This window comes from Enterobacter sp. 168J2 (genome assembly GCF_034107265.1).
GTDB classification, from domain to species: Bacteria; Pseudomonadota; Gammaproteobacteria; order Enterobacterales; family Enterobacteriaceae; genus Enterobacter; species Enterobacter nematophilus.
In genome coordinates, this window is sequence record NZ_JAWNEB010000004.1 from 178,644 (window position 1) to 199,678 (window position 21,035).

Genomic DNA, 21,035 nt, shown 5'->3' on the forward strand with positions numbered 1-21,035 from the left:
TTTCTATTATTTATACTGTGTCGCATTCTTGATACCGGACAATCTCATGTCAGTAAGTTCTTTTAACCGACGCTGGGCGGCGGTGATCCTTGAAGCCCTGACGCGCCATGGCGTCAGGCACGTGTGTATTGCACCGGGTTCTCGCTCAACGCCGCTGACGCTGGCGGCCGCTGAAAACCGGGCGTTGATTCACCACACCCATTTTGACGAACGCGGCCTTGGTCATCTGGCGCTCGGGCTGGCGAAGGTCAGTAAAGAACCCGTGGCGGTGATTGTCACCTCCGGTACCGCCGTGGCGAACCTCTATCCGGCTCTGATTGAAGCCGGGTTAACCGGTGAAAAACTGATCCTGCTGACGGCCGACCGTCCGCCTGAGCTAATCGACTGCGGCGCCAATCAGGCCATTCGCCAGCCGGGACTCTTTTCTTCTCATCCTTCGCAGACGGTTTCGTTACCGCGTCCCACCCAGGACATTCCGGCAAGCTGGCTGGTCTCCACCGTCGATCACGCCATGGCGGCATTGCGCAGCGGGGCGCTGCATATCAACTGCCCGTTTGCCGAGCCTCTTTACGGCGAGCTGGACGATACCGGCCTTGACTGGCAGCGGTCGCTCGGCGACTGGTGGCAGAGCGAAAAGCCGTGGCTGCGCGAGCAGACGCATCTTGAGAGCGCGAAACAGCGTGACTGGTTCTTCTGGCGGCAGAAGCGAGGCGTGGTCATCGCCGGGCGCATGAGCGCCGCGGAAGGCAGGCTGGTCGCTGAATGGGCGCAAACCCTCGGATGGCCGTTGATTGGCGACGTGCTTTCCCAGACCGGCCAGCCGCTGCCGTGCGCCGATCTCTGGCTGGGTAACGCGAAAGCGGTTACTGAGCTTTCGCAGGCGCAGATTGTGGTCCAGATCGGCGCAAGCCTCACCGGAAAACGTCTGCTGCAGTGGCAGGCGACCTGCACCCCGGAAGAGTACTGGGTGGTGGACGTGCTGGAAGGGCGGCTCGACCCGGCGCACCATCGCGGCCGTCGTCTGGTGAGCAAAATTGACAGCTGGCTGGAACTGCACCCGGCGGAAAAACGTCAGCCCTGGGCGGTGGCGATCCCGGAGCTGTCGCGTCAGGCGTGGGAAATCACCAAAGCGCGCTGTGAGGCATTCAGCGAAGCCGGGCTGGCGCACCGTATTCGCAAGTACCTGCCGGAACAGGGGCAGCTGTTTGTCGGCAACAGCCTGGTGGTGCGGCTGATTGACGCCTTTTCGAAGCTGCCGTCGGGCTACCCGGTATACAGCAACCGCGGTGCCAGCGGCATCGACGGGCTGATCTCGACGGCGGCGGGCGTGCAGCGCGCCAGCGCGAAATCGACGCTGGCGATCGTGGGCGATCTCTCCGCGCTCTACGACCTCAACGCGCTGGCGCTGCTGCGTCAGGCGTCCGCGCCGTTTGTGCTGATTGTGGTCAACAACAACGGCGGGCAGATTTTCTCCCTGCTGCCAACGCCCCAGAGCGAGCGCGAGCGCTTCTATCTGATGCCGCAGAACGTGCAGTTTGAACACGCCGCGGCGATGTTCAGCCTGAAATACCATCGCCCGGAAAGCTGGGAACAGCTGGAAGCGGCGTTAAGCACCGCCTGGAAGCAGCCGGGCGCGACGCTGATTGAGCTGGTGGTGAACGAGGCCGACGGCGCGCAGACCCTGCAAAGCCTGCTGGCGCAGGTAAGCCAGCTGTGATCCTCTCGGGCGTGCAGCAGGCCGGAAAACCAGGCTATCCCTGGCTGGTCTTTTTGCACGGTTTTTCCGGCGACTGCCGCGAGTGGCAGGCTGTCGGGAAGCAGCTCAGCGACTATCCCCGGCTCTATCTTGACCTGCCGGGCCACGGTGAGTCAGGGGAGATAACCGTGACGGGGTTCGACGAGATGAGCAATTTGCTCACCCGAACCCTTCTTAGTTACAACATACTAAAATTCTGGCTGGTGGGGTACTCCCTCGGCGGCCGCATTGCGATGTTTCATGCCTGCCAGCGGCCGAAGGGGCTGCTGGGGGTGATTGTTGAAGGCGGGCATCCGGGCCTGCGGGATGAGAACGAGCGCACTGCGCGGCGGGTATCCGACCACCGCTGGGCGACGCGTTTTCGCACCGAACCGCTGGAAAAGGTCTTTACCGACTGGTACCAGCAGCCGGTATTTGCCTCCCTCACGGACCACCAGCGCAAGACGCTTATTGCCCTGCGCAGCCAGAACAACGGCGCGACGCTGGCGAAGATGCTCGAAGCGACGTCGCTGGCCGTGCAGCCCGATTTGCGTGCCGCGATTAGCGTATGCAATTCCCCTTTTGACTATATCTACGGTGAACGTGACCAGAAGTTCGCGGCTCTGGCCGCTGAGCTGGACGCCGTTCGCCATGCGATTCCCAACGCCGGACACAACGCCCACCGGGAAAACCCCGACGCGGTTGCCGCGTGTCTGGCTCAGATACTGCGTCTTCGAATAAAGGACACTCTATGATCTATCCTGATGAACACATGCTTTATGCGCCGGTTGAATGGCAGGACTGCTCCGAAGGCTACACCGACATTCGTTACCACAAATCCACCGACGGCATTGCCAAAATCACCATCAACCGTCCGCAGGTGCGTAACGCCTTCCGTCCGCTGACCGTCAAAGAGATGATTCAGGCCCTGGCGGATGCGCGCTATGACGACAGCATCGGCGTGATTGTCCTGACCGGTGAAGGCGAGAAGGCCTTCTGCTCCGGTGGCGATCAGAAAGTGCGCGGCGACTACGGCGGATACCAGGACGATGCGGGTACGCACCACCTGAACGTCCTCGATTTCCAGCGCCAGATCCGCACCTGCCCGAAACCGGTTGTCGCGATGGTGGCGGGTTACTCCATCGGCGGCGGCCACGTGCTGCACATGATGTGCGACCTGACCATTGCCGCTGAAAACGCCATCTTCGGCCAGACCGGCCCGAAAGTGGGCTCCTTCGACGGCGGCTGGGGCGCTTCTTACATGGCGCGCATCGTCGGGCAGAAAAAAGCGCGCGAAATCTGGTTCCTGTGCCGCCAGTACAACGCTCAGGAAGCGCTGGATATGGGCCTGGTGAATACCGTAGTGCCGATTGCCGATCTCGAAAAAGAGACCGTCCGCTGGTGCCGCGAGATGCTGCAAAACAGCCCGATGGCGCTGCGCTGCCTGAAAGCGGCGCTCAACGCTGACTGTGACGGTCAGGCGGGTCTGCAGGAGCTGGCGGGCAACGCCACCATGCTGTTCTACATGACCGAAGAGGGTCAGGAAGGACGCAACGCGTTTAATGAAAAACGCCAGCCGGACTTCAGCAAATACAAACGGAACCCGTAATGCGTCGCGCGCAGGTTTACCGCTGGCAGATACCGATGGACGCGGGCGTGGTGCTGCGTGAACGGCGGTTAAAAACCCGTGACGGCTTCTTTGTGCATCTGCAGCAGGACGGGCGGGAAGGCTGGGGCGAGATTTCGCCTCTGCCGGGCTTTAGCCTTGAATCGCTGGATGACGCGCAGTCTGCATTGCTGGCGTGGGTAAAGGCGTGGCGCGAGGGTGCAAACCCGGCGTTGCCGGGCGCGCCTTCCGCGGCCTTTGGCATCAGCTGCGCGCTGGCGGAGCTGGACGGCAGCCTGCCGGAAGAGGCTAACTACCGCACGGCACCGCTCTGCACGGGCGACCCGGACGAGCTGTTCGCGCTGCTCGCCGCCATGCCGGGCGAGAAAGTGGCGAAAATCAAAGTCGGTCTCTACGAAGCGGTGCGCGACGGCATGGTCGCCAACCTGCTGCTGGAAGCAATCCCCGATCTGCACCTGCGTCTGGATGCCAACCGCGCGTGGACGCCGCTTAAGGCGCAGCAGTTCGCGAAGTACGTCAACCCGGCGTACCGCAGCCGCATTGCCTTCCTCGAAGAGCCGTGCAAAACCCGCGACGATTCGCGCGCGTTTGCCCGCGAAACGGGGATTGCCATCGCCTGGGATGAAAGCCTGCGCGAGGACGATTTTGAATTTATCGCCGAGCCCGGCGTCAGCGCGGTGGTGATTAAACCGACGCTGACCGGCAGCCTGGTGAAGGTGCGCGAGCAGGTCGCGGCGGCGCACGCGCTGGGGCTGACGGCGGTGATCAGCTCGTCGATAGAGTCCAGCCTGGGGCTGACCCAGCTGGCGCGCATTGCCGCCTGGTTAACGCCGGATACGGTTCCCGGCCTCGACACGCTGAACCTGATGCAGGCGCAGCTTCTCCGCCAGTGGCCTGACAGCACGCTGCCGTGCCTCGACGCAGAGGCGCTGGAGCCGCTGCTATGAGCTTTACCGACTGGCCCTGGCGGCACTGGTGCGCGCGTTTTGCCGATAAACCGGCCCTGAGGCTAAATGACGAAGCGCTCACCTGGCGGCAGCTTTGCGCGCGCGTCGACCGTCTTGCGGCAGGCTTTCACCAGCAGGGCGTGGCGGAGGGCGACGGCGTACTGCTGCTGGCCTATAACCACCCGCAAACGCTGCTGGCATGGCTGGCGCTGCTTCAGTGCGGGGCGCGTATTCTTCCCGTTAATCCCCAGCTGCCGCGCCCGCTGCTCGACGTGCTGATCCCGCAGATGACGCTGCGCTTTGCGCTGGTGCTGGACGGCAGCTACGACGGCCTTCATGGCCTGAGCATGCGCGAGCCGGCGGATGCGTACTGCGCTGCGTGGCAGCCGGCGCGGCTGGCCTCCATGACGCTCACATCCGGCTCCACCGGGCTGCCGAAAGCGGCGGTGCATACCTGCGCCGCCCATCTTGCCAGCGCCCGCGGCGTGCTGTCGCTGATGCCCTACGGGGATAACGACGACTGGCTGCTTTCGCTGCCTCTGTTTCACGTTTCCGGCCAGGGGATTTTGTGGCGCTGGCTGCAGGCCGGTGCGCGCTTAACCGTGCGCGAGAAGCAGCCGCTGGAGCAGGCGCTGCGCGGCTGCACCCACGCCTCGCTGGTGCCGACCCAGCTCTGGCGTCTCCTGAATAGCGAAAGCCACATCGCACTGAAAGCGGTGCTGCTTGGCGGGGCGGCTATTCCCGTGACGCTGACGCAAAAGGCCCTGGAGCAGGGCGTTCGGACGTACTGCGGCTACGGTCTGACCGAGTTTGCCTCTACCGTCTGCGCAAAAGAGGCTGACGGCGATCCGGACGTGGGGCGTGTGCTGCCGGGCAGAGAGGTGCAGGTCGTTAACGGTGAAGTCTGGATCAAAGCGCAGAGCATGGCTTCCGGCTACTGGCGAGACGGCGCGCTGATGCCGCTGACCAACGCGCAGGGCTGGTTCGCCACCCGCGATCGCGGGGAATGGCATGGGGACCGTCTGACGATTTTAGGCCGCATGGACAATCTCTTTTTCAGCGGAGGAGAGGGGGTCCAGCCGGAATCGCTGGAGCGCGTTATCGCCGCGCACCCGCAGATTAACCAGGTGTTTATCGTCCCGCTGGATGACGCAGAGTTTGGACAGCGTCCGGTGGCGGTGGTGGAGTGCGAGCCGGGAACGGATATCACCCGTTTCCCGGAATGGGTGCAGGGCAGGCTGGCGCGGTTTGAACAGCCCGTTCACTGGCTGGTGCTGCCGGCTGAGCTAAAAAATGGCGGGATTAAGATCTCCCGCCAGGCGTTAAAGCAGTGGGTAAATGCCCAGCTGTCCGCGTAGTTAGCCGATATCCGGCTCCGGCTTGCGCTGACGACGACGCAGCAGGCGCAACACCGGCGGCACCACAATCACCATGACCGCGAGCGCTAGCAGAACCTTCGCGACGCTGCTGTCCCACAGTATCGACATATTGCCGTTGCTGATGGAGAGGGCGCGGCGCAGGTTCTGCTCCAGCATCTCACCCAGCACAAAGCCCAGAATCAGCGGTGACATCGGGAAGTGCATTTTTCGCAAGATGTAGCCGAACACGCCCAGAACCACCATCAGCACCAGGTCAAACGTGGTGCTGTGCACCGCGTACACCCCCACCGCAGAGACGGCGGCAATGGCGGGCACCAGGAACCACAGCGGAATGGTCAGCATGCGGGTGAACAGCCCAATCAGCGGGATATTCATCACCAGCAGCATCACGTTAGCGATCAGCAGCGCGGCAATCAGCCCCCAGACTATATCGGGCTGCTCGGTAAACATTGCCGGGCCGGGCGTGATGTTATAGAGCGTCAGCGCGCCCATCATCACCGCCGTGGTGCCGGATCCCGGCACGCCCAGGGTCAGCATCGGGATAAACGAGCCGCAGGCCGAGGCGTTATTGGCCGCCTCAGGCGCGGCGACGCCGCGAATATCGCCTTTACCAAAGCTATCGCTGTTGCCGCTGAGCTTCTTCTCGGTCATGTAGGTGATGGCGCTGGCGATAGTGGCCCCGGCGCCCGGCAGGATGCCGACGAAGAAGCCAATCACCGACGAGCGCAGCGTGGTGCCGATGCACTGCGCGCCCTCTTTAGCGCTAAAGAGCATCCGGCCGGTTTTGCGCACCAGCGTCTGCCCGCTGCTGGTATGCTCCAGCATCAGTAAGATCTCAGACACAGAGAACAGGCCGATCACGACGACAATGAACTGCACGCCGTCGGACAGGTGAACGCTGTCGAAGGTAAAGCGATAGACCCCGGTGTTGGCATCCACGCCGACGGTGGCTAACCCTAAGCCAATCAGCGCGGATAAAAACGACTTCAGCGGATTTTGCGCCATCATGCTGCCGAGGCAGGCAATGGCGAACACCATCAGGGCAAAATATTCTGCCGGACCAAACGCCAGCGACCATTGGGCCAGCGCAGGGGCAAACAGAATGATGCCGCCAATGGCAATCAGCGAGCCACAGAACGAACTGACCGCAGAGATGGAGAGGGCCACGCCGCCGCGTCCCTGCCGCGCCATCGGGTAGCCGTCCAGCGCGGTCATAATCGCCGCCGCATCTCCCGGCACGTTAAGCAGGATCGACGAAATGCGTCCGCCATATTCACAGCCGATGTAGACCGTTGCCAGCAGGATCAGCGCCGATTCCGCAGGCAGATGCAGGGCAAACGCCAGCGGGAGTAAAATCGCCACGCCGTTGATCGGCCCAAGGCCCGGCAGCAGGCCGACAATTGTGCCCACGAAACAGCCTATCAGGGCGATCACCAGGTTTTCCGGGGTCATCGCCACGGCGAACCCCTGCGAGAGGTAAATCCAGGTATCCATAGCGTGCTCCGTTAATTAAGCCAGGCGCCGAGCGGTAACGTCACGTCCAGCAGGCGGTCAAAGGCGTACCACAGTAAAATCCCCATCACCACGCCAGAGATCCCCGCCGCGGGGAGGGTGGCGTTAAACAGCATGCCGATGACCATCGTCAGGATGGCGGTTGCCACCGGGAAGCCGAGCCACTCAAAGCCCCAGGCATACATCAGCAGGACAATCACCATCACCAGCAGACGCTGCAGAATGCGACGCGGCGGCCACTCGACGGTATCCGGGTGGCGAAGCAGCAGCGCCACCGAGCAGAGCAGCATCAGGCCGACGATGCCCATCGGAAAGGGGCGGGGCCCTACGGGTTCATAGCTGTATTCGCTGTGGATCTGCCAGGCGACAAACATCCCGCCAACGCAGAACAGCAGCCATATCCCGGCAAAAATACGATCGCTCATAGCGCCTCCGGTTATTTCGCCAGGCCAAAGGCTTTCGCCTGTTCGCGATAGTCATTCACCTGTTTTTTGACGTACTCATCCAGCGGCTTACCGGTCAGGTTGAATTCAAACAGCCCGCGCAGATCGCGCTGTTTCTTAAACTCTTCGGTCTGCTGGAGTTTGTTGAACGCGTCGACCCACCACTGGTACTCGGCATCGGTCACTTTTGGCCCGACGAAGAACCCGCGGATGATCGGCCAGACCAGGTCATAGCCCTGCTCTTTGGCGGTTGGAACGTTCGCCAGCTGGCCCGGCAGGCGGTTTTCCGAGAAGACCGCCAGCACGCGGATCTTATCCCCGCTCAGGTACGGCACCATCTCGCTGAGATCGCCGGAAACGGCCTGAACGTGGTTGCCCATCAGCGCGGTGACCGGTTCGCCGCCGCCCTCAAAGGCCACGTAGCGCATCTTGTGCGGGTCAACCTTCGCCTGCTGGGCGAGAAGGGCCGCTTTCATCCAGTCCTGGCTGCCGATAGACGCGCCCGCGCCAATCACCACGCTGTTCGGATCTTTTTCCATAGCGGTCAGCAGATCTTTCAGGGATTTCCACGGGGAATCGGCACGCACGGCGATCATCCCGTAGTCGGTGCCGACGGTCGCCAGCCAGCGCACGTCGTCCACGCCGTAGCGGCCAAACTTGCCCTGCGACAGGTTCAGCAGCGAGCCGCCGGAGAAGGCCACCACCGTTCCCGCTTCCGCTGGACGTTGGGCGACGATGGCGTTATAGGCCACCGCGCCCACGCCGCCTGGCATGTAGGTGACGCGCATCGGTTTCTCAATGGCCTTCGTCTCCAGCAGGCTGACCTGAATCAGTTTGCAGGTGAGATCGAAGCCGCCGCCCGGCTTGGCCGGGGCGATACATTCGGTACGGGACGGAGCGTCCTGGGCCTGAACGACAGAGGTACTCAACAGCAATACGCTTGCAGCAAGGGTAGAAAGCAATTGTTTTTTCATCATTTATCCTCACGCCGGGGTACGGGTATGGGTCTTTTTTCTGATTATGTGAACCACCTTGTAGCGGTTCCGTTGCGTGATTGTTAAAACAATAACCTTTCATTTCCCTTTCAATGGGGCACCAACTTTACAGGATGTGACATGCGTCTCTTACTCGCAGAAGATAATCGTGAGCTGGCTCACTGGCTGGAGAAAGCGCTGGTGCAGGAAGGCTTTGCCGTGGACTGCGTCTCCGACGGACGTGCCGCCGACCATCTGCTGCAGGGTGAAAACTACGCGGTTGCCATTCTGGACATCGGCATGCCCGGTTTTGACGGCCTGGAAGTGGTCCAGCGCCTCAGAAAACGGGGGCAGACGCTGCCGGTGCTGTTTCTTACCGCCCGCAGCAACGTGGCGGATCGGGTGAAGGGGCTGAACGCCGGGGCAGATGACTATCTGCCAAAACCGTTTGAGCTGGAGGAGCTTGACGCGCGCCTGCGCGCCCTGCTGCGCCGAAGCGAGGGGCGGACGCAGGAGCGCCAGCGCCTTGGGGAGCTGGAGTATGACGACGAGGGCTTTTTCCTGCTGCGCGATGAACCGCTTTCCCTGACGCCGCGAGAGCTCTCCCTGCTGAAGGTGCTGATGCACCGCCGGACCCGTCCGGTTTCACGGCAGCAGCTTTTCGACCAGGTGTTCAGCCTGAACGACGACGTCAGCCCTGAAAGCATCGATCTTTATATTCACCGGCTGCGTAAGAAGCTGACCGGCAGCGGCGTGCGGATCACCACCCTGCGGGGGCTTGGTTACGTTCTGGAGTGCGGCGATGAGGTGGGTTAAGCCGCAGTCGCTCTACCTCCAACTGCTGCTTTTCCTGGGCCTGCCGCTGCTGCTGCTGTGGGGACTGTCGGCCTTTAACAGCTACGTCAGCGCGCTGCAGGCGGCCACGCAGGCCTACGACCGCACGCTGTTATCCTCTGCCCGCACCATCTCGGAGCGGCTGGAAGTACGCAACGGCAGGCTGGCGGTAGACGTGCCCTGGGTGGTGCTCGACAGCTTTGAACTCAACATGAACGACCGGCTCTACTATAAGGTGGTCGACCCCGATGGCCGGGTGATCTCCGGCTATGACGATCTGCCGAAGATGCCGCCTGCGACGTCGCGCACCACGCTCTATCCGGCGCTGGCGTGGTTTTACCACACGGAATATCGCGGCCAGGCGATTCGGGTGGCGCGCCTGCTGCAGCCCGTAAATGAAGATAATATTTTTGGCATGGCGGAGATTTACGTCGCGGAGACGCTCCAGTCCCGCCGCTATCTCGCCAGCCAGCTGCTCTTTTCATCCTGGGTTTCGCAGGGGCTGCTGGTGCTGCTCACGCTGGTGCTGACCGCGTGGCTGCTGCGCCGCGTGCTGCGCCCAATGCGCCAGCTTTCGTCTCTGATGGTGCGGCGCGAGCCGGGCCTGCTCGCACCGCTGCCGGAGCTGCTGCCCTGGTCGGAGACCCGGCTGCTGATTGTCGCCTTTAACCGCTATATCGACCGGCTGCGCGGCGTGCTTTCGCGTCAGGAACGCTTTAACGCGGATGCGTCGCACCAGCTCAAAACGCCGCTGGCGGTGCTGAAAACCCAGGTCTCCGTCGCTCTCGCGCGTCAGGATCCCGCCCTGTGGCAGGAGAGCCTGCGGGCAATGAATGCCACCCTGGACGACACTATCGTGCTCACCGAGCGGCTGCTGCAGCTTTCAGCGGTGAAGGGAAAAGAGCAGGGGGAGCGTCACTTTACGCCCGTGGATCTGGTTCAGGTGGTGCAGAACTGCTGCTTCTCCCGGCTGGCGCAGGCGCGGAGCAAGGCGATTGATTTAGGGTATGACGGTGTACAGCAGCCGGTGACGATCGAGGGCGATGACGTTCTGCTGGGTGAACTGTGCGCCAACCTGCTGGAGAACGCGATTAAATACACGCCTGCAGGCGGAACCGTGACCGTTTTCCTGCGCGTTGACGGCGCTGCCGTTGAGCTGAGCGTTGAGGACAGCGGACCGGGCATTGAAGAGGATCAGATCTACCAGGCGATGCTGCCGTTCCATCGGCTGGACAACGTCGGGGACGCCCCCGGTGCCGGGATTGGGCTGGCGCTGGCGGGGGACATCGCCCGGCTGCACCGCAGCCATTTGCAGCTGACCCGCAGCGAAACGCTGGGTGGCCTGTGCGTCAAAATGCGCTTTCTGCTGCTTACGTAAAAAAGCCGCAGGTTTCAAATCGTTACAATCTTCCTGTCCGCCGCACGCAGAGTGCTTGATCCCCGGGAGACTCAGGTTAAAATCTCGCGGTTTTGGGGACTTCTCTATAATTATGCGGGATCGCGACAATGAAAAAAGTGGCATTACTGGGCCTCGGCCTGATGGTTGTATCTGCGGCGGCTAACGCCATTAGCATTAATGGTTCGGCGGGTCAGGACTATACCCACCTCGGTTTTGGTTTGGGTACTGACACCTCCGGTCTGGCAATGACCGGCGGCTGGACGCACAACGATGACGACGGCGACGCGGCAAGCCTCGGCCTCGGTCTGAATATTCCTCTTGGCCCATTCCTGGCCACCGTTGGCGGTAAAGGTATCTATACCAACCCGAACGACGGTGATGAAGGGTATGCGGCGGCTGTGGGTGGCGGCCTGCAGTGGAAAATTGGCGACAGCTTCGGCCTGTTTGGCGAGTACTACTACTCTCCGGATTCCCTCTCCAGCGGCATCGACAGCTATGAAGAAGCCAACGCCGGCGCGCGCTGGACCATCATGCGTCCGATTACCATCGAAGCGGGCTACCGTTATCTGAACCTGGCCGGTAAAGACGGCAACCGCGATAACGCGCTGGCTGACGGCCCGTACGTGGGCGTGAGCGCAGGCTTCTAATCGTTCCGGCGCGGCGTTCCGTCGCGCCAGTTTCTCTCATCTCCACCCCGCGTTTGCGCTATAGTGTTTTGACTAAATAAGCGGGAGAACACAATGATTAACGTGGAGATGTTATCCACCGGCGACGAAGTGCTGCATGGACAGATTATTGATACCAATGCTGCCTGGCTTGCCGATCTTTTCTTTGAGCAAGGATTACCGTTAACGCGCCGCAATACGGTGGGAGACAATCTTGAGTCCCTGGTCAGCATTCTGCGCGAGCGTAGCGAACAGTGCGACGTGCTGATCGTGAACGGCGGGCTCGGTCCCACCGGTGACGATCTCAGCGCGCTGGCCGCCGCGACCGCAAAAGGCGAAGGGCTGGTGCTGCACGAGGCGTGGCTTTCGCAGATGGAACGCTTCTTCTCCGAACGTGGCCGCGTCATGGCCCCAAGCAACCGCAAGCAGGCTGAAATTCCCGCCAGCGCCGAGCTGGTCGATAACCCGGTCGGGACCGCATGCGGGTTTGCCATGCAGCTGAACCGCTGCCTGATGTTCTTCACGCCGGGCGTGCCCTCCGAATTTAAGGTAATGGTCGAGCAGCAGATCCTGCCGCGCCTTCGCGACCGTTTTACCCTGCCTGAACCCCCGCTGTGCCTGCGCCTGACCACCTTTGGCCGCTCGGAAAGCGATCTGGCCCAGAGCCTTGACCACCTGCCGCTGCCGCCGGGCGTGTCCATGGGCTATCGCTCCTCTATGCCGATCATTGAACTCAAATTAACAGGACCGGCCACGCAAAAAGAGGCGATGCTGGCCCTGTGGCCTGAGGTGCAGCGCGTGGCGGGCGAAAGCCTGATCTTTGAAGGAACGGAAGGGTTACCTGAGCAGATTGCAAAGCATCTCCAGAATCGCCAGCTCAGCGTGACCTTAAGCGAGCAGTTCACCGGTGGCCTGCTGGCGCTGCAATTGTCGCGCGTCAACGCGCCGCTGCTCGCCAGCGAAGTGGTGCCGTTCCAGCAGGAGACCCTGGCGCAAACCGCCCGCTGGGCGTCCGAGAGAAGGGTGAAGCATTTTGCCGGTCTGGCGCTGTTTGTCGGCGGGCTGGATGAGGATTTCCTCAACTTCGCGCTGGCGACGCCGGAAGGCACCTGGGCGCTGCGGGTAAAAATGAGCATCACCCGCCATAGCCTGGCGGTGCGTCAGGAGGTGTGCGCCATGATGGCGCTGAACATGCTGCGCCGCTGGCTCAACGGCAAAGAGGTCGCCAGCGAGCACGGCTGGATTAACGTTGTCGAATCGCTGTTCGTTGAGTAATGCCTGTGCCGGGGCCTTTCGCCCCGGCAACGTTCAGCCCAGCGCTTTCGCCAGCAGGGTAATCGGATGTTCGCAGCGCTTGCTGGTGGACATCTCAATCTGCCATTTACAGGTTTCGCAGTCCGTCACCACGATATCCGCGCCGCTCTCTTCAATCTGGCGGAACAGCGGGGCGCCAATCGCCTGCGAGGTTTCGTAGTTTTCACGCTTAAAGCCGTAGGTGCCTGCGATGCCGCAGCAGCGCGAATCCAGCACCGTCAGCTCCAGCCCCGGAATTAACCGCAGCAGCTCCAGCGTATAGAGCGACCAGCCCATTTTCTCCATATGACACGGGGTGTGATAGACCACCTTCAGCGGCAATGTTCCCAGCGGCAGCGTCTGCCCGCTGTCCAACTTGCGCCACAGGAAGCGCGTCGCCAGCTCGATGTGCTCGCGCAGTCCGGCGTTATCCACGTCCAGCAGATGCGGATACTCATCGCGCAGGGTGAAGGTGCAGGTGGACGACGTCGCCAGCACCGGCATGCCTTTATCGACAATCGCTTCCCGCAGGGAGGTGACGTTGCTTTTGGCCTGCTTGCGCGCTTTATCGGTAAACCCGTTGGCAATCAGCGGCACGCCGCAGCACTTCTCTTTGCTGAGCAGCTGGACGCCGATTCCCATCGCGTTCAAAACCTTCAGCAGGTCTTTTCCCAGCTGCGGATGGTTGTAATTCACATAGCAGCCGTGGAAAAAGGCTACCCGATCGTCGTACTGCGCCTGCTCCGCCGCGACGGACTTGTACCAGCGGCGGAAGGTGCCGTGAGAATATTTTGGCAGGCTGCGGTGATGGTCTATCTTCAGCGTCGCATCCAGCAGCTGGCGTACCGGCTTGAGTGAGGTCGCGGCATTCACCAGCGGGGCAAACGGCGTTGAGACGCTGCCCATCAGGTCGGTATGGCTCAGGATCGCATCGCGCAGCGACGGCTTTTGCGTGCTGTAGCGCGCCCGGGCGCGCTGGATGATGTCGCCGATTTTCACGTCCGACGGGCAGGCGACCTCGCAGCGCTTGCAGTTGATGCAGTATTTCAGCGCCTCGTCGTACAGCTTGCCGTCCTTCAGGCGCAGGCGCTCGCCGTCCGGCCCGGCCTGCTTTGGCCCAGGGTAGCGCGGGTTCACGCCGCTGACCGGGCAGACGGTGGTACAGACCGTGCATTTAATGCAGCTTTCAAAACGGGTGTCGTTCATCGTTCAGCCTCCACGCGCTGGCTAATCTGCTCTGCTACATACAGCGCCGTGACGGCGCAAACCCCGCCGCCGCATCCCTGGATAATGGGATCGTATCCGCCCAGCAGCGAGCCGATGGCAAAAAGATTACCGACGGGCTGACCGGAACGCTGCGGATGCAGCCGGTTATCGACAATCACGCCAAACTGCTGCCAAGGCTGCGGCGTAAAGAAATCACTTTGATACCAGTCCGCGCGGGAGGCGCTTTGCCGCACATCCAGCCCCATAATGGTTTCCCGGATGCCCTCCCGGCTGCTCAGCAGCCCGTTGCTGAAGAAGCTCCCGCTCGCCAGCACCGTATAGCGGGCGCGAAGCGGGATATGCTCGTGGTTGCGTGTCCAGATTTCGCTCACCGCGCCGTCGGTCAGGGTGATTTTTTTCACCTCGTCACCCGCCATCCACACGCCGCCCTGCGCAACAAACTGGCGCTGGAGCTGGGTGTGCAGGCGAATGCCGGGTACGGAAGGGGGCAGCGTGGGCAGCAGGCCGAGCGAGCAGGGCAGACGGTCAGACAGCCAGCGCCACAGCCGGTTGTCGCTGAGGCCAAAGCAGGCGGGCATCATCAGCGCATCGCAGGTTTCACCGAGCGGCCTGAGCGCGTCATACAGCAGCGGCCATTTGTCCTCGTTATCCAGAAAACGGGCGATATTCACCGCGCGAAACTCGCTCGGATTGTCGCGCAGGATATCCAGCTCGGGCAGCTCTATTTCCGCCGTGTCGGCGTTGACGCCCTGGCGACAGAGCGATGCTGCCGCGAGATGGGGCTGAAAATCCAGAAAGCCGCTGATGCCCACCACCCGCACCCGTCGTGCGCTGACGGGGGCAACGGGGACTTCCTCCGGGCTGAGCCACGCGGATCGCAGGGTGCCGAGCGGCGTAATGCGCTGATGATTTTGCCTGGCGCTTCCCTGCAGACGCGCGCCGCAGTCCGCCAGCAGCGCTTCGGCTTCCAGCGCAAAGCGGTCAATATGCTGCGCGCCAATCAGGTGGTAAGGATGCTCCGGCGGCAGCCTGTCGCGGTACGCTTCATCCACCAGGTCCAGCGAGCCGGACGAGAAGTGCAGGGCGCTCTGGCCGCGGGTGATAATGGCGCAGCGCAGCCCCTGCCTCGTGAGTTTGATGCCGCAGAGCAGGCCTGCCAGCCCGCCGCCGACGATGACGGTATCAAATTTCATCGTGTTGCTCCTTCTCCAGGCCGCAAAGCCCCTGATAGACCCAGCGGGTAAATTCGCTTTCGCGCAGGGCATCTCCCCAGGCGACAGGCTGAATGCCTTTCCAGCGCTCGTTCAAAAATGCGCTGAGCTGATCGAGCGACTGGGTGGCGGTGGTGGTATGAAAACGCTGCAGCAGCCCGGCCGCACGACAGGCGCACAGCTCGCCCTGGCAGGTGCCCATTCCGACGCGGGTGCGGCGGCGGAGATCCAGCAGGCTGTTGACCGTCAGGTTCTCTACCGCATACTGCACTTCGCCTGCGGTAACGGCTTCGCACTCGCACACCAGGCTGCGGCTCAATCTTCCTTCACCGAGCCACTGCGGCGTTCTGTCGCCGTGGCGGTAGATGGCCGAACCGCGCAGCGGCGCGGGCAGGGAGATGATTTTTTGCAGCGTTTTTTCGGCAGGCTGGCGCGATCCCGGCAGCGGCTGTTCTGCCGTAACGCACGGTTCGGTATTCCCGAGCTTGCGGCAGACGGCATCGGTCGCCCACTCGGCCATCAGGCGGTAGGTCATCAGCTTGCCGCCGGTGATGGTGATAAACCCGTCCATGCCGTCGCGCTCGGCGTGATCGAGCAGCACAATGCCCCGACTCACGTTGCGTCCGCTCGGATCGTTATCGCTGGCGACAAGGGGGCGCACGCCCGCGTAGGCGCGCAGGATACGCGTCTGCGCCATCACCGGCGCCAGCTTTTCCCCTTCGCGCAGCAGAATATCCACTTCTTCGGCGGTGACCCGGTTGACGTCAATGTCGCTGTAGTCAACGTGCGTTGACGTCGTACCGATGAGCGAAATGGTGTCGCCCGGCACCAGAATGTCGGCGTCAGACGGCTTGCGGCAGCGGTTGATGACGTGGTTATTGATGCGGTGGTCGAGGATCAGCAGCGACCCTTTTGCCGGGAACATGCGGATGGATAAATCGGCGTATTCCGCGATGCGCTGGCCCCAGATCCCCGCCGCGTTGACCACCACGGCGGCGTGCAGCTCGCCGTGCTCGTTATACTGCGTATCAAACACCCGCACGCCGCAGATGCGATGACTCTCGCGGATAAGCCCGGTCACTTCGTGCCCGGTCAGAATGCGCGCGCCGTGCTCGCGGGCGTCCAGCATGTTGGCGGCGGTCAGGCGGAAGGGGTCAACGGTGCCGTCAGGCACCTTCACCGCGCCGATCAGCGCCGGGTTTACCGACGTCTCCAGCCGCCGGGCCATCGCCGGATCCATAGCCTCAGCCTGAATGCCCGCTGCGGTACAGGCGGTTATAAAAGTTTTTTGAAAGGCGAGGTCATCTTCGGGAAGAGTAATAAAGAGGCCGTCGGTTGGCTCAATGCAGTGCCGGGCGATGCGCTTGAGGATCTGGTTTTCAGCGATACATTCGCGCGCGGATTCACCGTCGGTTACCGCATACCGCGCGCCGCTGTGCAGCAGGCCGTGGTTTCGTCCGGTTGCGCCCGTGGCAATATCGTGGCGCTCCAGAAGCGTGACGCTTAAGCCGCGAAGGGCGCAGTCGCGTGCGATGCCGGCGCCGGTTGCGCCACCGCCAATGATAATCACATCGCTGTAGCGTGGATCGTGAATTGTCATTGCCTTTCCTCTATGTTCGTTTTTTAGCATTTAGCCACATAGATCGTGTGGTTTGTTTGATTTCGAACATAAACGCGCGAAATTCGAAACTGAAACGTGATTTCATGCGCTATTTTGCGCATCCTGTCATATTTCTGTAACAATCTGTGCGTTGATTCACAGTAACAAACCGCATGTTTTTTTAACATCCCCGCCTCTGTAACCGGGCGCGAGATGCCTGGTCATTTTTTGAAAGGCCACGGAGGCTGTTATGCTCAGTATCTTCAAACCTGCGCCGCATCGGGCGCGTCTGCCAGAGGCAGAAATTGATCCGCTATACCGTCGTCTGCGTTGGCAAATTTTCCTGGGGATCTTCTTCGGGTACGCGGCGTACTACCTGGTACGTAAAAACTTTGCGCTCGCCATGCCGTATCTGGTGGAGCAGGGCTTTTCACGCGGCGATCTGGGATTCGCGCTGTCGGGGATCTCTATCGCCTACGGTTTTTCTAAATTCATCATGGGTTCGGTGTCGGACCGCTCGAATCCGCGCGTGTTTCTCCCTGCCGGTCTGATCCTGGCGGCAGCGGTGATGCTGTTCATGGGCTTTGTGCCGTGGGCGACGTCCAGCATTGCCATTATGTTTGTTCTGCTGTTCCTCTGCGGCTGGTTCCAGGGGATGGGGTGGCCGCCGTGCGGACGCACCATGGTGCACTGGTGGTCGCAGAAAGAGCGCGGCGGCATTGTATCGGTGTGGAACTGCGCGCATAACGTCGGGGGCGGGCTTCCACCTCTGCTGTTCCTGCTGGGGATGGCCTGGTTCAACGACTGGCACGCGGCGCTCTACATGCCTGCCTTTGGCGCTATTCTGGTGGCGATTATTGCTTTTGCGCTGATGCGCGATACGCCGCAGTCCTGCGGCCTGCCGCCAATTGAAGAGTACAAAAACGACTATCCGGACGATTACAGCGAGAAGCACGAAGAAGAGCTGACCGCGAAACAGATATTCATGAAGTACGTGCTGCCGAACAAGCTGCTGTGGTACATCGCGGTGGCGAACGTGTTCGTTTACCTGCTGCGCTACGGCATCCTCGACTGGTCTCCGACCTATCTGAAAGAGGTGAAGCACTTCGCGCTGGATAAATCCTCCTGGGCGTACTTCCTGTATGAATACGCCGGGATCCCGGGCACGCTGATTTGCGGCTGGATGTCGGACAAAGTGTTTAAAGGCAACCGCGGCGCGACGGGCGTGTTCTTCATGACCCTGGTGACCATCGCGACTGTCGTTTACTGGCTAAACCCGCCGGGCAACCCGTCCGTAGACATGGCCTGTATGATCGTTATCGGCTTCCTGATTTACGGTCCGGTGATGCTGATTGGTCTGCACGCGCTGGAGCTGGCGCCGAAAAAAGCGGCGGGCACGGCGGCAGGCTTTACCGGTCTGTTTGGCTACCTCGGCGGTTCGGTCGCGGCGAGCGCCATTGTGGGCTATACCGTTGACTTCTTCGGCTGGGACGGCGGCTTTATGGTGATGATCGGCGGCAGCGTGCTGGCGGTTCTGCTGCTGGTGGTTGTGATGATCGGCGAGAAACGTCACCACGCGGAAGTGCTGGCGCGTCGTCAATAAGGAGCATTGCGATGAAATTAACTCAATTAACCACCGGCCTGCTGCTGGCAGGCCTGATGACAGGCTCCGCGCTGGCGACGGATAAAATCGTTATCGCCCACCGCGGTGCCAGCGGCTATCTGCCGGAGCATACGCTGCCGGCGAAAGCGATGGCCTATGCCCAGGGCGCGGATTATCTGGAGCAGGATCTGGTGATGACCAAGGACGACCAGCTGGTCGTCCTGCATGACCACTATCTTGACCGCGTGACCGACGTGGCGGAGCGTTTCCCGGACCGCGCGCGCAAAGATGATCGTTATTACGCCATCGACTTCACGCTGGATGAAATCCGCTCTCTGAAGTTTACCGAAGGCTTTGAGATTGAAAACGGCAAGAAGGTGCAGGTCTATCCGGGACGCTTCCCGATGGGCAAATCCGACTTCCGGATCCATACCTTCCAGGAAGAGATTGAGTTTGTTCAGGGGTTGAACCACTCTACCGGGAAAAACATCGGTATCTACCCGGAAATCAAAGCGCCGTGGTTCCACCATCAGGAAGGAAAAGACATTGCCGCGAAGACGCTGGAGGTGCTGAAACAGTACGGCTATACCAATAAGAAGGACAAAGTTTACCTGCAGTGTTTTGACGCCGCCGAGCTGAAGCGCATTAAAACCGAGCTGGAGCCGAAGATGGGGATGGATCTCAACCTGGTGCAGCTGATTGCCTATACCGACTGGAACGAAACCCAGGAGAAGCAGCCGGACGGGAAGTGGGTGAACTACAGCTACGACTGGATGTTCAAGCCGGGCGCGATGAAGCAGATTGCGCAGTACGCCGACGGCATCGGGCCGGATTATCACATGCTGGTGGCGGAAGGCTCAACGCCTGGCCACGTGAAGCTGACGGCGATGGTGAAAGAGGCGCACGCCAGCAAGATGCAGGTGCATCCTTATACGGTGCGTGCAGACCAGCTGCCGCCATATGCCACCGATGTGAATCAGCTTTACGAGGTGTTGTATAAGCAGGCGGACGTGGACGGGCTGTTTACGGATTTCCCGGATAAAGCGGTTGAATTTATTCACCGGAAGTAGGTTTGGTAGGTCGGGTAAGGCGAAGCCGCCACCCGACAATCAGGCTCTGCGGCCTGATGCCCTCACCCTAACCCTCTCCCACAGGGAGAGGGGATAAGGACAACATCACATCTCGATCTCAATATCGCCTTTTGCCCGGCAGCAGCAGGGCAAAATTTCCCCATCACTGATAAAGGCCAGCGGCTCGGTCAGCCAGTCCACCTGGCCTGCGACCAGACGGCAGCGGCAGGAGCCGCAATAGCCTTCACGACACTGGTACTCTACCTCCACCTGATGCGCTTCAAGCGCCACCAGCAGGGAAGGGTGCTCTTCCTGGCACAGCACTTCGGTGCCAGAAAGGCTCAGCGTTACGCGGCTCATCAGAGCTGGAAGTCGCTCAGGTCGTCGGTGTTGACTTCAGAATCAATCTGACCGACCAGATAAGAGCTCACTTCCACTTCCTGCGGCGCAACCTGAACGTTATCGGATACCAGCCAGGTGTTGATCCACGGAATCGGGTTAGAGCGCGTCTGGAACGGCAGGTCCAGGCCAACCGCCTGCATGCGGATGTTGGTAATGTACTCAACGTACTGGCACAGGATGTCTTTGTTCAGGCCAATCATGGAGCCGTCGCGGAACAGGTAGTCTGCCCACTCTTTCTCCTGCTGGGCCGCCAGCACGAACAGGTCATAGCACTCCTGCTTGCACTCTTCGGCGATTTCCGCCATCTCCGGGTCGTCCGTACCGCTGCGCAGCAGGTTCAGCATGTGCTGGGTGCCGGTCAGGTGCAGGGCTTCATCACGGGCGATCAGGCGAATGATTTTGGCGTTGCCTTCCATCAGCTTGCGCTCGGCAAAGGCGAAGGAGCAGGCGAAGCTCACGTAGAAGCGGATCGCTTCCAGGGCGTTAACGCTCATCAGACACAGGTAGAGCTGCTTTTTCAGCGCGCGCAGGTTCACGGTAACGGTTTTGCCGTTCACGCTGTGGGTGCCTTCGCCCAGCAGATGCCAGTAGCTGGTCATCTCGATCAGCTCGTCGTAGTAGTGCGCAATGCCTTCCGCGCGCTTCTGGATCTGCTCGTTAGTAACGATATCGTCAAACACCACCGCCGGATCGTTCACGATGTTGCGGATGATGTGGGTGTAAGAGCGGGAGTGGATCGTCTCGGAGAACGCCCAGGTTTCCACCCAGGTTTCCAGCTCGGGAATGGAGATCAGCGGCAGCAGCGCCACGTTCGGGCTGCGGCCCTGAATGGAGTCCAGCAGCGTCTGGTACTTCAGGTTGCTGATGAAGATATGCTTTTCGTGATCCGGCAGCGACTGGTAGTCAATACGGTCGCGGGAAACGTCCACTTCTTCCGGACGCCAGAAGAAGGAGAGTTGCTTTTCAATCAGCTTTTCGAAGATGTCGTATTTTTGCTGATCGTAGCGTGCCACGTTGACCGGCTGGCCGAAGAACATCGGCTCTTTGAGCTGGTCGTTTTTCGTCTGTGAAAAGGTGGTATATGCCATGAGTGTGTCCTGTCTTACGAAATAAA

At 61.0% G+C, this 21,035-nt stretch carries 19 protein-coding genes; 11 read left to right on the forward strand and 8 right to left on the reverse strand.

Features of this window, described 5'->3' with window-relative positions; translation table 11 throughout:
* Positions 1–46: 46 nt before the first annotated feature.
* From menD to menE, 5 genes are read left to right on the forward strand one after another with little or no spacing between them, the layout of a single operon-like run.
* The gene (menD, locus tag USG84_RS13235) at positions 47–1,717 is read left to right on the forward strand and encodes a 2-succinyl-5-enolpyruvyl-6-hydroxy-3-cyclohexene-1-carboxylic-acid synthase (protein ID WP_253542836.1); all 1,671 of its coding nucleotides are present in this window, start codon (positions 47–49) and stop codon (positions 1,715–1,717) included.
* Complete coding sequence (menH, locus tag USG84_RS13240; protein ID WP_253542835.1) at positions 1,714–2,490, forward strand: 2-succinyl-6-hydroxy-2,4-cyclohexadiene-1-carboxylate synthase; 777 nt, start codon at positions 1,714–1,716, stop codon at positions 2,488–2,490. The genes menD and menH overlap by 4 nt, the downstream gene beginning before the upstream one ends.
* Positions 2,487–3,344 (forward strand): 1,4-dihydroxy-2-naphthoyl-CoA synthase, encoded by an 858-nt coding sequence (gene menB / locus USG84_RS13245; protein WP_061097555.1) that lies wholly within the window; start codon positions 2,487–2,489, stop codon positions 3,342–3,344. Before menH ends, menB begins: the two co-directional genes overlap by 4 nt.
* Positions 3,344–4,309 (forward strand): o-succinylbenzoate synthase, encoded by a 966-nt coding sequence (gene menC / locus USG84_RS13250; RefSeq protein WP_253542833.1) that lies wholly within the window; start codon positions 3,344–3,346, stop codon positions 4,307–4,309. The genes menB and menC overlap by 1 nt, the downstream gene beginning before the upstream one ends.
* Positions 4,306–5,667 (forward strand): o-succinylbenzoate--CoA ligase, encoded by a 1,362-nt coding sequence (gene menE / locus USG84_RS13255; protein WP_253542831.1) that lies wholly within the window; start codon positions 4,306–4,308, stop codon positions 5,665–5,667. Before menC ends, menE begins: the two co-directional genes overlap by 4 nt.
* Here the strand turns inward: menE and USG84_RS13260 are convergent, their stop codons facing one another.
* From USG84_RS13260 to USG84_RS13270, 3 genes are read right to left on the reverse strand one after another with little or no spacing between them, the layout of a single operon-like run.
* Positions 5,668–7,182 (reverse strand): tripartite tricarboxylate transporter permease, encoded by a 1,515-nt coding sequence (locus USG84_RS13260; RefSeq protein WP_061097558.1) that lies wholly within the window; start codon positions 7,180–7,182, stop codon positions 5,668–5,670.
* 11 nt (positions 7,183–7,193) lie between these two features.
* On the reverse strand, positions 7,194–7,625 hold the full coding sequence (locus tag USG84_RS13265) for a tripartite tricarboxylate transporter TctB family protein (RefSeq protein WP_151413967.1): 432 nt from the start codon (positions 7,623–7,625) through the stop codon (positions 7,194–7,196).
* An 11-nt stretch (positions 7,626–7,636) separates the two neighbouring features.
* Positions 7,637–8,617, reverse strand: a complete 981-nt coding sequence (locus tag USG84_RS13270) for a Bug family tripartite tricarboxylate transporter substrate binding protein (protein WP_252001999.1) — start codon at positions 8,615–8,617, stop codon at positions 7,637–7,639.
* 141 nt (positions 8,618–8,758) lie between these two features.
* Between USG84_RS13270 and tctD the strand changes: the two genes are divergently transcribed.
* The 4 genes from tctD (at position 8,759) to USG84_RS13290 (ending at position 12,790) form a co-directional block, all read left to right on the forward strand.
* Positions 8,759–9,433, forward strand: coding sequence for a transcriptional regulator TctD (tctD, locus tag USG84_RS13275; protein WP_061097559.1), 675 nt, complete (start codon positions 8,759–8,761; stop codon positions 9,431–9,433).
* Positions 9,420–10,829: a sensor histidine kinase gene (locus USG84_RS13280; protein ID WP_253542830.1), complete on the forward strand. Its 1,410-nt coding sequence runs from the start codon at positions 9,420–9,422 to the stop codon at positions 10,827–10,829. Before tctD ends, USG84_RS13280 begins: the two co-directional genes overlap by 14 nt.
* Before the next feature lie 128 nt (positions 10,830–10,957).
* Positions 10,958–11,497, forward strand: a complete 540-nt coding sequence (locus USG84_RS13285; RefSeq protein ID WP_061097561.1) for a YfaZ family outer membrane protein — start codon at positions 10,958–10,960, stop codon at positions 11,495–11,497.
* Between the two features lie 93 nt (positions 11,498–11,590).
* Entirely contained in the window at positions 11,591–12,790 is a 1,200-nt protein-coding gene (locus tag USG84_RS13290) for a nicotinamide mononucleotide deamidase-related protein YfaY (protein ID WP_151413968.1), read from the forward strand.
* Positions 12,791–12,823: 33 nt separating this feature from the next.
* Here USG84_RS13290 and glpC read toward each other — a convergent pair whose 3' ends face one another.
* From glpC to glpA, 3 genes are read right to left on the reverse strand one after another with little or no spacing between them, the layout of a single operon-like run.
* Positions 12,824–14,014, reverse strand: a complete 1,191-nt coding sequence (glpC, locus tag USG84_RS13295; RefSeq protein WP_253542829.1) for an anaerobic glycerol-3-phosphate dehydrogenase subunit GlpC — start codon at positions 14,012–14,014, stop codon at positions 12,824–12,826.
* Complete coding sequence (gene glpB, locus USG84_RS13300; RefSeq protein ID WP_320738307.1) at positions 14,011–15,228, reverse strand: glycerol-3-phosphate dehydrogenase subunit GlpB; 1,218 nt, start codon at positions 15,226–15,228, stop codon at positions 14,011–14,013. Before glpB ends, glpC begins: the two co-directional genes overlap by 4 nt.
* A complete protein-coding gene (gene glpA / locus USG84_RS13305) occupies positions 15,218–16,846 on the reverse strand; it encodes an anaerobic glycerol-3-phosphate dehydrogenase subunit A (protein WP_253542827.1) in 1,629 nt (542 codons plus the stop codon). Before glpA ends, glpB begins: the two co-directional genes overlap by 11 nt.
* Positions 16,847–17,096: 250 nt before the next feature.
* Between glpA and glpT the strand changes: the two genes are divergently transcribed.
* Both glpT and glpQ read left to right on the forward strand, forming a co-directional pair.
* Positions 17,097–18,449 carry a glycerol-3-phosphate transporter gene (gene glpT / locus USG84_RS13310; protein ID WP_028013908.1) on the forward strand — a complete coding sequence of 451 codons (1,353 nt, stop codon included), beginning with the start codon at positions 17,097–17,099 and terminating at the stop codon, positions 18,447–18,449.
* A gap of 11 nt (positions 18,450–18,460) precedes the next feature.
* Complete coding sequence (glpQ, locus tag USG84_RS13315) at positions 18,461–19,519, forward strand: glycerophosphodiester phosphodiesterase (protein WP_151413969.1); 1,059 nt, start codon at positions 18,461–18,463, stop codon at positions 19,517–19,519.
* 105 nt (positions 19,520–19,624) lie between these two features.
* Here the strand turns inward: glpQ and yfaE are convergent, their stop codons facing one another.
* Positions 19,625–19,879: a class I ribonucleotide reductase maintenance protein YfaE gene (gene yfaE, locus USG84_RS13320; RefSeq protein WP_061097567.1), complete on the reverse strand. Its 255-nt coding sequence runs from the start codon at positions 19,877–19,879 to the stop codon at positions 19,625–19,627.
* Entirely contained in the window at positions 19,879–21,009 is a 1,131-nt protein-coding gene (nrdB, locus tag USG84_RS13325) for a class Ia ribonucleoside-diphosphate reductase subunit beta (protein ID WP_041908962.1), read from the reverse strand. Before nrdB ends, yfaE begins: the two co-directional genes overlap by 1 nt.
* Positions 21,010–21,035 lie beyond the last annotated feature (26 nt).

Coding starts and splice junctions, on each gene's coding strand:
- USG84_RS13265 (WP_151413967.1), bottom strand. CDS start 7,625: ATGAGCGATCGTATTTTTGCCGGGATATGGCTGCTGTTCTGCGTTGGC.
- glpT (WP_028013908.1), top strand. CDS start 17,097: ATGCTCAGTATCTTCAAACCTGCGCCGCATCGGGCGCGTCTGCCAGAG.
- glpC (WP_253542829.1), bottom strand. CDS start 14,014: ATGAACGACACCCGTTTTGAAAGCTGCATTAAATGCACGGTCTGTACC.
- USG84_RS13285 (WP_061097561.1), top strand. CDS start 10,958: ATGAAAAAAGTGGCATTACTGGGCCTCGGCCTGATGGTTGTATCTGCG.
- glpB (WP_320738307.1), bottom strand. CDS start 15,228: ATGAAATTTGATACCGTCATCGTCGGCGGCGGGCTGGCAGGCCTGCTC.
- USG84_RS13280 (WP_253542830.1), top strand. CDS start 9,420: ATGAGGTGGGTTAAGCCGCAGTCGCTCTACCTCCAACTGCTGCTTTTC.
- USG84_RS13270 (WP_252001999.1), bottom strand. CDS start 8,617: ATGAAAAAACAATTGCTTTCTACCCTTGCTGCAAGCGTATTGCTGTTG.
- nrdB (WP_041908962.1), bottom strand. CDS start 21,009: ATGGCATATACCACCTTTTCACAGACGAAAAACGACCAGCTCAAAGAG.
- glpQ (WP_151413969.1), top strand. CDS start 18,461: ATGAAATTAACTCAATTAACCACCGGCCTGCTGCTGGCAGGCCTGATG.
- yfaE (WP_061097567.1), bottom strand. CDS start 19,879: ATGAGCCGCGTAACGCTGAGCCTTTCTGGCACCGAAGTGCTGTGCCAG.
- menB (WP_061097555.1), top strand. CDS start 2,487: ATGATCTATCCTGATGAACACATGCTTTATGCGCCGGTTGAATGGCAG.
- USG84_RS13260 (WP_061097558.1), bottom strand. CDS start 7,182: ATGGATACCTGGATTTACCTCTCGCAGGGGTTCGCCGTGGCGATGACC.
- menC (WP_253542833.1), top strand. CDS start 3,344: ATGCGTCGCGCGCAGGTTTACCGCTGGCAGATACCGATGGACGCGGGC.
- glpA (WP_253542827.1), bottom strand. CDS start 16,846: ATGACAATTCACGATCCACGCTACAGCGATGTGATTATCATTGGCGGT.
- menE (WP_253542831.1), top strand. CDS start 4,306: ATGAGCTTTACCGACTGGCCCTGGCGGCACTGGTGCGCGCGTTTTGCC.
- tctD (WP_061097559.1), top strand. CDS start 8,759: ATGCGTCTCTTACTCGCAGAAGATAATCGTGAGCTGGCTCACTGGCTG.
- menD (WP_253542836.1), top strand. CDS start 47: ATGTCAGTAAGTTCTTTTAACCGACGCTGGGCGGCGGTGATCCTTGAA.
- USG84_RS13290 (WP_151413968.1), top strand. CDS start 11,591: ATGATTAACGTGGAGATGTTATCCACCGGCGACGAAGTGCTGCATGGA.